Consider the following 13333-nt stretch of genomic DNA (forward strand, 5'->3'; position numbering starts at 1 on the left):
GACAGCGGCGCTGAATTCCATCGCAGCCGCCACGGCGCATACGTTCGGTTTTAGCCCGGTTAGAGCTCGGTTGACGCCCGTATAGTTTGTGCTTTGGCTGTCAGGGGCGAGCCCATCGCCGGCAACGCGGCGGTACGACGGTCCAGCTCAAGCATATCCGCCATAATTTGCCCGCCTTCGCGGATAACGAAATCCGTTTCTTCATCATTGGAGTTCAGGTCGGCAGCCTGCAGGTCCTGCCAGTCGTCCAGTTCTTCCATGGTGTCGAATGGCGTTTCGCCGCGCAATTCACGGCGCGCGTTGGCAATGGTCAGCCGGGTGCGTTCAATTTCTTTATGTTGTTGCTGGCGCTCGTCCATATTCAGGCTGACTGAGTTCTGCTGGCGTTGCTTCTTCAGAAAGTCGATTTCCTGTTGCAGCAGGCTGAACTCGGGGCTGGCGTCAAAGCGCTTGTCGTGGCGCAGGCGCAGCTCGTCAATCATATTGCTGAAATCAAAATACTGGGTGTGGCTGACAGCATCAATTTGATCCCAGGGCAGGGCGTGGTCCAGCGCATCTTCCCCAATAAGACTGTTATCGATACGTGATGGAATTTCGATATCGGGCATAACGCCCTTGTGCTGGGTTGAGCCGCCAGAAACCCGGTAGAACTTGGACTGCGTGATTTTTAGCTGGCCGTGATTCAGTGGCCGAACGGCCTGCACTGTGCCTTTACCGAAGGTTTGGGAACCCACAACCAGGCCGCGGCCATAGTCCTGGATAGCGCCCGCGAAGATTTCAGACGCGGATGCACTCATTCGATTTACCAGCACCACCATCGGCCCTTTGAAAGCAACATCTGGGTCTTCATCGTTCAGAATTTGCACGTCGTTATTGGCGTTGCGAATTTGCACGGTTGGGCCGCTGTCTATAAACAATCCCACCAGATCGTTGGCTTCGTGCAGGGCACCACCGCCGTTGTTGCGCAAATCAATGACCAACCCTTCAACGCCTTCAGCCTCAAGTTCTTCCAGCAGCCTGCGCACATCGCGGGTGGTGCTTTTGTAGTTGCGATCACCGGCCTGCATGGCCTGGAAGTCGGCGTAGAAGGTGGGGATAGTGATGGCGCCGACCTTATAGGTTTCACCGTTGCGATCTAGCTCTATCACTTTTTTACTGGCGCTCTGTTCTTCCAGCTTGACCTGATCGCGCTTGATAGCGATGGCTTTGGTGATGGTTTCATCGGCCGCACCAGACGGAATGACTTCCAGTGTGACTATGGAATTGCGCGGTCCGCGGATCAGATCGACCACTTCATCCAGGCGCCAGCCGATCACATTGACCGCCGTTTCGCCTTCTTGGGTGACCGACACAATCCGGTCTGCGGGTTGCAGCTGGCCTTGCTGAAATGCCGGTCCGCCAGGGACCAGTCGCACCACCTTGGTGTATTCGTTATCACCTTGCAGCACGGCACCTATGCCTTCGAGCGAAAGGCTCATATTAATATTGAAGTTTTCAGAGGTGCGTGGTGAAAAATAGGATGTGTGGGGGTCCCACATGCCGGCAAAGGCGTTCATGTAGGCTTGAAACGCATCTTCGCTGCGGGCTTGGTAAGCGCGTTTGAGCTGGTCTTCGTAACGCTGCCGCAAAGTGTCTGTGATGGCGTCATCGTCACTACCGTTCAGGCGTTGAGCCAGCACGGCGTTTTTGATGCGTTTGGTCCAGAGTTTGTCTAGCTTCGCGTTATTAGCGACCCAATCGCTGTCAGAGCGGTCGAGCAATATGCTGTCGTTGCTGCTGAAATCTAAGGTGCCAACGCCTTGGTCCAGAAGGTTCAGAGCAAAATGCAGACGCTCGATGATCCGTTTTTGCACCAGATTGTAAATATCAAATCCGGGCTGCAGTTTACCGGTGCGCAGGGCCGAACCCAGGTGATCTCGAATATCAACGAAACCGTCCAGGTCGTCTTGGGTCAGATAGACTTTCTGGCCGTCCAGGTATTTCAGGTAGGTATCGAAGATGTCGCCAGACAAATCATCGCTGACTCGCAAATCGCGAAAATGAGTGAACTGCAGTTGTCTCGCAATCAGTATGTTAGCTCGGGCCTGGTCAATAGTGGGCGCAACCGGCTGGTAGCTTTGAAGCGACTCGCTGCTGGCGATGGCCCCGAAAGACACAGAAAGCGAAATCGCGAGCGCCAACGCTTTTACGGGCTTGCCGCGGGCTACGCGCTGTGAGCACAGTCTTTCCACGATTGACATAGAACCTACCTGACCGAGTTAAATGCTGGTGGTCGCGGCTAAGGTGTTCAACCAGCGACCCGTTTTATGATTGTAGGCAAGCGCTACACGCCTGGCTATAGATGTACCCTTGCGCCAGGTGACAATCTATTCATCACTATTACGGCGCAAAGGTGTATGCGGATGATTATGTCTGCTTGCGCAGGAACCTTAAACCAAGCTTTCAAGCGCATTCAGCATGCGTTGTTCGAGCTCTTTGGAGGCCGCGACGGAGGCCGGCGCCAGGCACCATAATGCTACCAGTTTTTCAGCATCGGTGAGTGGGCTGGCCGATTGTTCGGCAGCGCCAATGCTCTGCGCCAGGCGCTGTACCTGAATCTCCATGCGCTTGCGCTGGTCTGCCACGGGTGAAGGTTGGTCGGCGAGTATTTCGGTACGGATAGCCAGTTCCTGGAAATCGATGGGCTGATCGAGTTGATTAAATTTTGTCCATTCCAGGGGTACGTTGGTTCTATCGATAGGGGCCTGGCCGCGGGCCTGAATGCATCCGGTCCATTGTTGCAGGCGAGTGACCAGTTCCTGCCGCTGTTTGGCCGTGTGCAAACGCTGACGCACATCGTTGTAGCGGTCGCGGGTGCTGGCAGATAGCGCCTGGGGGCTGTGCGCGGCCAGCTCGGTCCAGATGGCGCTGAGTTCATCGCTGTTTGTGCTTGCACTCAGGGCCTGGTCAGCGCACTCCAAAATGATGTTCACTTGTTCATCAGCTGCCACAACGGCTTGCTTTTGAAGGCTATTTTCCTGTTCGCGGCGGGCAAAAATGGCGTCGCACGCCTGGCGGAATGCCTGCCAGAGTTTGCGGTCTTCGCGATGACGGGTAATCCCGATAGCCTGCCAATGGCCTTGTAGCTCTTTGGCCTGCACCATGGCGTTGGCCAGGGGTTCGGCGGTCATTAGCTCTTCGGCGCTGGCAACAATGGCCTGCTTCAGAGCTTCATTGCGCTGGCGCTCATTGTTCAGTTTGGCATCCAGCTGTTTCAGTAACTCGTCGAACTGTTTTTGTAACGGACGATTGTCGCGGAATTCTACCGGCCATGCGGCCTTCCATTCCTGGCGTGCAGTTTGATGAATACGTTCGGCCACTTTCCAGTCAATACTAGGCCAGTCAGCCTGTGCCATAAATTCCTGCAGTTGCTGGCAGATCAATTGACGTGTGGCCAGGTTAGCGTGCTTAAGATCGGATTTTGCGGCGAAATAAGCTTTGCACGGTTCGTAGGCGGCATCGGATGCCTGCTTGAAGCGGGCCCACAGCAACCTGTCAGAGGAGCCGCCCAGGCTTTTCCATTCTTCTTGCAGCTCTTTGATGTGAGCTGCCTTGGCTTCTGGGTCAATAGGTTGCGCTGCCAGATGTTCCATTTGTTCGCACAGTGCGATCTGCTTGGGTGTGGTGGCAAAGCCCTGCCAGTCGCTGAGTTCGTTAAACTGGCCTTGCAGCAATTGCATGCGCGCAGCAAATGGCTTCTGATGGCGGGAATCGAGTTTTTTGGCAATTTGCTGGGCGTTCTTTAGCAGCTGCTTGGCGGGCTTCAGTTGTTTGTTCTCCAAGGCGCTATCGAGCTCCGTGAGGAGCCTGTCCAGATCTGTTGACAGGCTGTTCTGGCGGGCCAGGTCTGGCTGCTCGACCGGTTCTGCTTTCTTGCGCTGTTTGGCCAGTGCCTGTAGCACAATAACGGGCTCAGGCAGTGGAAACACCGTTGGCCATTCCAATATGGCAAGCAGGGTTTTGGCCTGGTCTGCGGTTTCAACACCAAGCTCTGCGTCGTCTTTGATTTCATCGCCTGGAGCTGTGCTGACCGACAGCGTGGCGATTTGTTCTTGCGCCTGCATAAGCCGCTGATGTGCCTCTACGTAGTCCCGCAGACCGGCGCTGGTGGAGTTGTAACGGGTTTGCTCGGGCGCGCTTACGTCGGTATTTTCACTGGCTTCAATCCAGCGGTTGTGCTGGGTTTTCAATAGTGCGTCAAGAGCTGTCAACGTGGGCGGCTCGCTGATGTCGTCGGCTTTTAGTTGCGTCAGCGTTTCGCCCAGTAGCACCAGGGTTTGCTTACGCTGGTCGAGTTTTTCTTGTTGTTGTTGCCTTTGTAGCTGCTGTTGTTGCACCTCGCGAATTCGCTCACGGCACTGGTGGGTAGCGCTAAGAAATTCGGTGATTTGCTCGTTACTGGCGCCAGTCTCTACGCTTTTCCACTGTTTGAGCAGCGTGTCCAGGCGTGGCTCGTAAAGGATGGTGTCTTCACTGCGGGCCTGGTCCTGCGCCTGCTGAATCAGCTGCTGCCGTTTGTCTTCCAGTTCATTCTGTGCAGCTTGGGCGTCACGCAGCTGTTGAAGTGCTTGGCGGACTATCTGGAAAACCCCTTTGTCCCGGCCTTTGGCCTGGCGGATAACGTCATGCAGTAAGGCTTCGTCCCGCAAACCGCTGGCGGCACGGCTGCGAACTTCAGCGGTTAACCCGCCAATGGCCAGCTCCGCCAGTTTTGTTTGCGCCGGCATACCTTGTACGGCTTCCAGCTGCTTCGCAATCCGGGCGCCGCGATCTTCTTTTGCGGTTTTGGCAGCGTCCGTCTGCTGAGGCTGTTTATTGACCGCCGGTGCGGTTTTTTTCAGCTGTGTTGTGCGGGATTTGAACAATCTGCGAAGAAATGCGGCCATGGGTGTTTTCCTTAAAGTATCTTTCTGGTTGATACCAGTCTGCGGTGTCGGGCAAAGTGTGCCGCTACCGTTCTTCAGCACCAGTTGAGGTTGGCGCTGGACGCTTGGATTTCTAGGTACGAAGCTACCGGGCGTATAGAACGCGAGCACTAGTCTAGCGTTTTGTGAAGCGATGCGGAAAGAGATGTCATGGCAAAATCCGAAAATGATCAGGATGACGATTATAAAGCCCGCTCTGTAGCGCTGCGCTTACTGGCTCGGCGTGAACACAGCCGGCTTGAACTTACCCGTAAGTTGTTGCAGCGCCAGCTGCCAAAATCGGTCATCGAAACGGTACTGGATGACTACGAGGAGCAGGATTGGCTGAGCGATGAACGCTTTGCCGAAGCCTACGCGCGGCAGCGTATTGAGGCGGGTTACGGTCTGCTGCGCATAACGGGTGAATTGAACCAGCGTGGCGTGGTTGAAAATGCCGACACTCTGCAGGCAATGAGCTTGCAGGATTGGTCTGACCAGGCCGTACGACTGCGCCGTAAGCGCTTCGGGTTATCAGATTTGCACGGGCAGCTGGAAGAACGCTTGCGCCAGATGCGTTTCCTTCAGCGCCGCGGATTTACCCAGGAACAGATTAATGCCGCGATGGATGCAGTCGAGCCGGCATAGGCGCTGCAGGCCTGGACTCCGAAAGATCAGAGCGTAGGTGGCACGTCTGTCAATTGGTCTGGTAAGGCGGCCTGGATTTCTGGCAAGGCTACAAGCGCCTCGCCGGCGCTATCAAGCTGTGTTAACGGGTCATCTGCCAGCAGGGTATCCGGTGTTACGGCGGGTTCGGTCATGCGCACCAGTACATCATAGTAGCGGCGAATATTTTGCACATAAATGACCGGCTCATGGCCGCGGGCGTAGCCATACTTGGTTTGGCTGTACCATTCTTTCTGCGTTAGCAGCGGCAGGAACTCTTTTACATCCAGCCAGCGGTCCGGGTTCCTTCCAGCCTGTTCGGTCAGTATACGTGCGTCTTCTAGGTGGCCAAATCCAACGTTGTAAGAAGCCAGGGCAAACCAGGTGCGGTCGGGCTCTTCAATACGATCGGGAATCTGGTCGTGCACAATTGTTAAATACTTGGCACCGCCGCGAATGCTCTGCTCGGCGCTGAGTCGATTTTTGACACCCACGTATTTTGCCGTGGAGCGAGTAAGCATCATCAGTCCGCGCACGCCGGTGGGCGAGGTTGCCTTGGGGCGCCAGTGGGATTCCTGATAACCAATGGCCGCCAGAAGCCTCCAGTCCATGGCATATTGATCAGCGTAAGAGCGAAACAGACTTTCATATTTTGGCAGGCGTTTTTCGGTATGGCGCACAAATGTTAGCGCGCCAACGTAGTTCAGCCGGTCCAGATGACCGTAAAAACGCTCGGTGATCTGCTCCAGGGTGCCGTCTTCGGCAAGCATTCCAAAAAACTGCTCTGCAGTATCAATCAATGACCGATCCTGCATTGCAGGAAATAGCCATGCCAGCTCGCGGGGTGGACCCAACGGTATTGCTTCTTTTACATCGGGAAAAAACACGTGGTTCAGCGCCAGCTCGTTGGATGACACCACCGCGTAAGGCAGCTCACCGCTCTCGACCCGCGCCAGCAAACCGGCGGCATCCAGGCCTGTGTGAACCTGCCAGGACAACTGGGGGACGTCGATTTGCGCTTCTTCCAGTTGTGGCTCGTGATTGCTGTCGGCCACTATGTGCAATGGTTTATCTGCCAAATCGGCAAGAGCGTCGGGCTTGGCGGAATCGCGGTGATACACCACCACTGACTCTACTTCTATACCGGTCGCCAGTGCCCGCATCTGACCCCGAAACTGCTTTTGCCCTGACAGCCCGGCTAACCCTATGTGAGCGAAGTTTTGATCCAGCACAGATAGAATTTCGGTGTTGTCTTCGGCGACGCGAATCCTAAGCTCTACGCCCAGATGCTCTGCGAACAGCTGAACCAGTTCGTAGTCATAGCCGGTGGGGCCGTCGCGACCTTTGTAATAAATAGAGGGGGCGACCCGGGTGATGACATGCAGTACACCTTCGGCTTTGATCTGCTGCAGAGTTGTTGGCCGTGAGCAGGCACTCAAAACCAGGGTAAACGCCAGCAGTGCTACCATGGCTGAGCCCCTGCGGACCCGCTTGGGCAACGATAACGCCCGCCGGGAAGCGAGCTGCAACTGGGTGTTTGCCGGCAAAAGCCTTATCTCCGTCGGGTTTTAGGCGGGTGTGCGGTTAATTTCCGATTGGCTGTCTTGGTGCAGACAGATTCTTGCAATCATCTATGTTGTGCGCGGTCTGGTCAATAAAAGAGCGATCAGCGGCGTCCTCGATGTCGCTGTTTACTAAGGTGCTGGATCGCTGTATCCCGCAGGCGCTTTCGAGTATGATGCTGCCTTCAAAATGTCTTCTCAAACCCCCGCTACGCGCGATACAGGTTGCTACCATGCTTGAACTTCGCGGCGCACCAGCGCTTTCACCTTTTCGTTTCAACAAACTGCACGCCTGCCTGAAAGGCAGCGTCCCCGAAATTGACCATGTGTACGCCGAGTTCATGCACTTTGCCGATTTGGATGGCGACCTGTCTGACGTGGAACAGGCGATTCTTGATCGGCTGTTGAGTTACGGCCCGAGTGTGCCCGTAGAGCAGCCCGAAGGCGTGTTGTTTCTGGTGGTTCCCCGCCCCGGCACGCTTTCGCCCTGGTCATCGAAGGCGACCGACATTGTGCGCAACTGTGGTTTGCGTCACATTCTGCGTATTGAGCGGGGTATTGCTTACTATGTGCGTTCGGCCAAGAAGTTAAGCTTGGAGCAGCGGGGAAAAATTGCGGCGCTTTTGCACGACCGCATGACAGAAAAAGTATTTCACGAGATGGGCGGCGCCGAGCTGCTGTTCAGCCACGACGAACCCCGCGAGTTGGGTTGCGTGGGTATTCTTGCCGGCGGCCGCAAAGCACTGGTGGACGCCAATCGTCGCCTGGGCATGGCGCTGGCGGACGACGAGATTGACTACCTGGTGGCTGCGTTCTCTGATCTGAAGCGTGACCCCACAGACGTTGAACTGATGATGTTCGCCCAGGCCAACTCCGAGCACTGTCGCCACAAGATCTTTAATGCGTCTTGGGACATCGACGGCGAAAATCAGCAAAAATCGCTGTTCGGGATGATTCGCAACACTTACGAAATGAACAGCGAAGGCGTGTTGTCTGCTTACAAAGACAACGCCTCTGTTATTGCCGGCAGTCGTGGGGGCCGCTTCTTCCCGGATTCGAACACCGGTGTTTACGGCTACAATCAGGAAGATATACACATCCTGATGAAGGTGGAAACCCACAACCACCCAACGGCGATTGCGCCATTTTCCGGAGCGGCCACGGGCGCCGGTGGAGAAATCCGTGATGAAGGCGCAACCGGTCGTGGCTCCAAGCCAAAAGCTGGCTTAAGCGGATTTACGGTTTCTAACCTGAACTTACCGGGCGACATCCAGCCTTGGGAAATCGGTTATGGCAAACCAGACCGTATTGCCTCCGCGCTGGATATCATGATTGAAGGTCCAATCGGCAGCGCGGCTTTTAATAACGAATTTGGGCGACCAAACCTCACCGGCTACTTTCGTACATTTGAAGCCAAGGTTGCAGGCCCTGCAGGCGAAGAAGTGCGTGGCTACCACAAGCCGATCATGATTGCCGGCGGCCTGGGTAACATTCGAGCCGAGCACGTAGAGAAGGGCCACATTCCGGTAGGCGCCAAGCTTATTGTTCTGGGCGGCCCGTCTATGCTGATTGGCCTGGGCGGCGGAGCTGCATCCTCTATGGATTCCGGCTCCAGCAATGAAAATCTGGACTTTGCCTCGGTACAGCGTGGCAACCCGGAAATGGAACGTCGTTGCCAGGAAGTGATTGATCGCTGCTGGCAGATGGGCGACACCAATCCGATTTGCTTTATTCACGATGTTGGCGCCGGTGGTTTGTCAAACGCCATGCCGGAGCTGGTTAAAGACGGTGGTCGCGGCGGTAAGTTTGAGCTGCGCGAAATTCCTAGCGACGAACCGGGTATGTCGCCGCTGGAAATCTGGTGTAACGAATCTCAGGAACGTTACGTTATGGCCGTGGCGCCGGAAAACCTGGAGTTGTTTGATGCGCTTTGTCGTCGTGAACGTTGCCCGTACGCAGTGATTGGCGCAGCCGCTGAAGAACACCATTTGGCGTTGGCGGATTCATATTTTAATGACAAGCCGGTTGATTTGCCGATGGACGTGCTTTTTGGCAAGGCTCCGCGTATGCATCGCAGCATCACACGCTCGTCATTTACCAAACGCTTATTCGATTCAACCCGGGTGGACCTGCACGAAGCGATTCGTCGCGTGTTGCGTTTGCCGTCGGTGGGTTCCAAGAGTTTTTTGATCACCATTGGCGACCGCACCATTACCGGGCTTGTAGCACGGGATCAGATGGTGGGGCCGTGGCAGGTTCCGGTTGCAGACGTAGCGGTAACCGCCAGTTCCTTTGACGTGCGCAGCGGCGAAGCTATGGCCATGGGCGAGCGCACGCCGGTTGCCGCAGTCAACGCGCCGGCTTCTGGACGCATGGCGGTGGGTGAAACGCTGACCAATCTTGCTGCGGCGCCTATCGCCAAGCTGTCAGATGTGCGCTTATCCGCAAACTGGATGGCCGCGGCTGGCCACCCGGGTGAAGACGAAAATCTATATGAAACCGTGCGTGCGGTGGGTATGGAGCTTTGCCCGGAGTTGGGTATTACCATTCCCGTGGGCAAAGATTCGATGTCCATGAAAACGGTGTGGGAAGAAAGCAGTGGTGAGCAGAAAAGCGTTACGGCGCCTCTGTCACTGGTGGTTAGCGGCTTTGCGCCGGTTACCGATGTGGGGCTTACGTTAACGCCGGAGCTTCAGCTGGACGTCGGCGCCACCGACCTTATTCTGGTCGATCTTGCGGCGGGCCAGAACCGCCTGGGCGGCTCTGCATTGGCCCAGGTATACGGCCAGGTTGGCGCAGTAGCGCCGGATCTGGACGACCCAGAAGACATGAAAGCATTTTTCGCGGTGATTCAGGGCCTGAACGCTGATCGAAAATTGCTTGCGTACCACGATCGCTCGGATGGCGGCCTTTTTGTCACTCTGGTTGAAATGTGCTTTGCCAGTCGTGCCGGTATCGACATCAAGCTGGACGGATTGGCAGAAGATGCCTCTCAGTTTGCCCGCGAACTGTTCAACGAAGAATTGGGTGCGGTGATTCAGGTGCGCCGGGACGATACCGAATTCGTGCTGCAGCAGTTCTCCGCCGCTGGATTAGGCAACCATACGATCGTTATTGGTGAGCCGACTTCGGAGGCTCGTGTACAGATGAGCTTCAACGGCGAATTTGTAGTGGATGAGCCGGTACTCGATTTGCAGCGCCTTTGGAGCGAAACCAGCTTCCGTGTTCAATCGTTGCGCGACAACGAGGACTGCGCGCGGGAAGAGTTTGACAACCTTCAGGACGCCAATGACCCGGGCTTACATGTAGTAACCACGTTTGACATCAATGAAGACATCAGCGTGCCTTTTATTAACGTTGGCGCGCGACCCAAAGTAGCCGTGTTACGAGAGCAGGGCGTAAACGGCCACGTTGAGATGGCGGCGGCGTTTGACCGGGCCGGTTTTACCGCTGTTGACGTACACATGAGCGATTTGTTGTCTGGTCGAATGTCATTGGAAGGCTTCAACAGTCTGGTGGCTTGTGGCGGATTTTCGTTTGGTGATGTTTTGGGTGCCGGCGGCGGCTGGGCCAAGTCCATACTGTTTAACGATCGCGTGCGTGACCAGTTTGCGGCTTTCTTTAACCGTCAGGACACCTTGGCTCTGGGCGTGTGTAACGGCTGCCAGATGCTGTCCAGCTTGCACGAGCTGATCCCTGGCAGTGAAGGTTGGCCGCGCTTTGTTCGCAATCAGTCAGAGCAGTTCGAGGCGCGTCTGGCGATGGTGGAGGTGTTGCCTTCACCGTCGGCCTTCTTCGAAGGAATGGCGGGTTCGCGTATGCCCATTGCCGTGGCGCACGGCGAAGGCCGGATCGAATTGAGCGGCAACGGCTCGTTGGCATCGCTGGCAGAAAGCGAACAAATCGCTTTGCGTTACGTGGACAATTATGGATCTGCTACTACACGTTATCCTTTCAATCCTAACGGTTCTGAGGCTGGCGTGAACGGTTTGACAACCTGTGACGGCCGGGTAACGATCATGATGCCGCACCCTGAGCGTGTATTCCGCGCGGTACAGCATTCCTGGCAACCAAAAGGTTGGGACGAAGACGCGCCGTGGCTACGGATGTTCCGTAATGCGCGGCGTTGGTTTGGCTAAGTCATTGGTGTAAAAGCCGGGCTTTTGTCAGCTCTGTTAAAGGAGCTGGCGGATGCCCGGTTTTTTTGGCCTGCAATTTGTGTTGTTTGGGGATATCAAGAGAAAAAACTGCATAATTTCCAAAAAAAACTCTTGACTGAGAATTTTTATGCACATTTTCTGGCATTCACTGTATGTTCTGTAAACAACCCTATGATTTGCCGTGATAATTTCAGTAGACAAATTCAAGTTATTGATAAATAACGATTATTTTTAGGCGGCGATTTTGTCACCAATCTGTCTTAAAGGCAGTAATGACGGGGTTTTTGGGGCGCTACTTAAAAACTTTCCCCAGAGTTATCCACAGAATCTGTGGGTAACTTTTTTGAATTCTCAAGTGTTTAGAATTTGACCGTCTATGAGGGATACTATGTATAAGATTTGCTACTTTGTGCCAGAAAGTCATCTTGACGAAACCAAACATGCACTGTTTAACGCTGGAGCGGGGCGTATTGGCGATTATGATCAGTGTGCCTGGCAAATATCAGGGCGAGGGCAGTTTCGACCACTGGACGGAAGTCAGCCGTTTATCGGTCAAGCGGGTGTTCTAAAAACCGTTGCAGAGTACAAAGTGGAATTGGTGTGCGCTGAGGCCTGCGTGAGAAGTGCCATTGCTGCATTGAAGGCGACGCACCCCTATGAGGAGCCCGCCTACGAAGTGTTTGCTCTGGTGCAGTTTTGATCAGGCTTTTTCGGATTTCGCCATAGAGTGACGAATACTGTCTACGTGAACCCCGAACGTCTGCTGTTTCATATCGTTTACAAAAAGCTCAAGGGTTTTGCGCACAGTCGGAAACGATAGTTCGTCCCAGGGGATGTCTGACAGCTCAAACAATTGTGTTTCCAGTGATTCTTCGCCGGCGCCATATTCACCATCAATCAGAGTGGCGCGGTAAAATATGTGTACCTGATCAATGTGGGGTACATCAATCACGGCGTAAAGACCTTCAATGTGAACTTCAGCCAGGGCTTCCTCGCGGGTTTCGCGAGCCGCTGCTTCTATGGTTGTTTCCTGGTTTTCCATAAAGCCTGCAGGCAGGGTCCAGTAACCGTAGCGAGGCTCGATGGCGCGGCGGCACAGAAGAATACGGTTGTCCCATACCGGCACCGTGCCCGCGATAATACGGGGGTTCTGGTAATGAATGGTGTTGCAGTGGGTGCACACATAGCGGTGACGATTGTCGCCGTCGGGGACCCGCTGTTCTACCTGTTCACCACAGTCACTGCAGTAATTCATAGCTTTCCCCGTATACTGGTAATAGATGTCTTAAAGGCTGTTAGTTTAACCATCTGAGCCACCTTAGCGCCATGGCGCCTTTGATTGAATCATGCCAGGAGATACTTTGAAGCACCTGTTACATTCCCGGTTGGCAGGCTACCGGCCTAACGAGCTTGCGCTGGACTATCCTGAAGCTGGCATTTTGGTGCCTATTACCGACAATAGCGGCAATCCGGAAATGTTGTTCACCCTGCGATCTGCCCATCTTAAAACCCATCGCGGCCAGGTGGCATACCCGGGTGGCAGGCGCGACCCAGAAGACGAAAACCTGATGGTTACGGCTCTTCGGGAGACCCATGAGGAAATCGGTTTGCCGCCAGACCAGGTGCAGATTGTGTCAGCGCTAAGCCAGGTCACATCTCATGCCCGTATTCTTGTAACACCATACGTAGGCGTGGTACCCGAAGACCATCCACTGCGCCCCAATCCTGCAGAAATCGAGAGCGTGTTCCGTGTTCCTATAGCCTGGTTGCTGGAAGACCGCCGTGAGCGCACCGATGCCTTACCTTTTATAGGCGGCACCATTCACGTGCCCTGCTACCGCTGGGAGAAATACCAGATATGGGGTTTGTCAGCCGTAGTGCTGGTCGATTTTATGAACGCTGTGTACGATGCCGGTATTGATCTGGAACGACCTCCCTCGCGTTAATATTACGATGCTAATCGGTTTGAGAGCCCAACAGAGTTGGCAGACTTGAAGAGGAAATT

The 13333-nt window shown here is 54.8% G+C and carries 9 protein-coding genes; 4 read left to right on the top strand and 5 right to left on the bottom strand.

Annotated features, from left to right (window positions below; genetic code table 11):
- Nucleotides 1-59: 59 nt before the first annotated feature.
- Complete coding sequence (locus ATI45_RS01440; RefSeq protein WP_098417965.1) at nt 60-2240, bottom strand: carboxy terminal-processing peptidase; 2181 nt, start codon at nt 2238-2240, stop codon at nt 60-62.
- Between the two features lie 189 nt (nt 2241-2429).
- The gene (locus tag ATI45_RS01445) at nt 2430-4925 is read right to left on the bottom strand and encodes a DUF349 domain-containing protein (protein WP_098417966.1); all 2496 of its coding nucleotides are present in this window, start codon (nt 4923-4925) and stop codon (nt 2430-2432) included.
- Between the two features lie 189 nt (nt 4926-5114).
- Here ATI45_RS01445 and ATI45_RS01450 point away from each other — a divergent pair, with 189 nt between their 5' ends.
- Nucleotides 5115-5588, top strand: a complete 474-nt coding sequence (locus tag ATI45_RS01450) for a regulatory protein RecX (protein ID WP_098417967.1) — start codon at nt 5115-5117, stop codon at nt 5586-5588.
- A 26-nt stretch (nt 5589-5614) separates the two neighbouring features.
- On the opposite strand, the gene mltF is transcribed toward ATI45_RS01450, so the two are convergent.
- Nucleotides 5615-7075, bottom strand: coding sequence for a membrane-bound lytic murein transglycosylase MltF (gene mltF / locus ATI45_RS01455; protein WP_098417968.1), 1461 nt, complete (start codon nt 7073-7075; stop codon nt 5615-5617).
- Between the two features lie 326 nt (nt 7076-7401).
- Here mltF and purL point away from each other — a divergent pair, with 326 nt between their 5' ends.
- Nucleotides 7402-11307 (top strand): phosphoribosylformylglycinamidine synthase, encoded by a 3906-nt coding sequence (purL, locus tag ATI45_RS01460; RefSeq protein ID WP_098421610.1) that lies wholly within the window; start codon nt 7402-7404, stop codon nt 11305-11307.
- A 1-nt stretch (nt 11308) separates the two neighbouring features.
- On the opposite strand, the gene ATI45_RS22145 is transcribed toward purL, so the two are convergent.
- Nucleotides 11309-11473, bottom strand: a complete 165-nt coding sequence (locus tag ATI45_RS22145; protein WP_179888178.1) for a hypothetical protein — start codon at nt 11471-11473, stop codon at nt 11309-11311.
- Between the two features lie 243 nt (nt 11474-11716).
- Here ATI45_RS22145 and ATI45_RS01465 point away from each other — a divergent pair, with 243 nt between their 5' ends.
- A complete protein-coding gene (locus ATI45_RS01465; protein ID WP_098417969.1) occupies nt 11717-12028 on the top strand; it encodes a YqfO family protein in 312 nt (103 codons plus the stop codon).
- Here ATI45_RS01465 and ATI45_RS01470 read toward each other — a convergent pair whose 3' ends face one another.
- Nucleotides 12029-12583, bottom strand: a complete 555-nt coding sequence (locus ATI45_RS01470) for an NUDIX hydrolase (RefSeq protein WP_098417970.1) — start codon at nt 12581-12583, stop codon at nt 12029-12031.
- Between the two features lie 106 nt (nt 12584-12689).
- Between ATI45_RS01470 and ATI45_RS01475 the strand changes: the two genes are divergently transcribed.
- The gene (locus tag ATI45_RS01475) at nt 12690-13274 is read left to right on the top strand and encodes an NUDIX hydrolase (protein WP_098417971.1); all 585 of its coding nucleotides are present in this window, start codon (nt 12690-12692) and stop codon (nt 13272-13274) included.
- The last annotated feature ends 59 nt before the right edge of the window (nt 13275-13333 follow it).

The organism is Marinobacter sp. LV10MA510-1, from assembly GCF_002563885.1.
Classification (GTDB): domain Bacteria; phylum Pseudomonadota; class Gammaproteobacteria; order Pseudomonadales; family Oleiphilaceae; genus Marinobacter.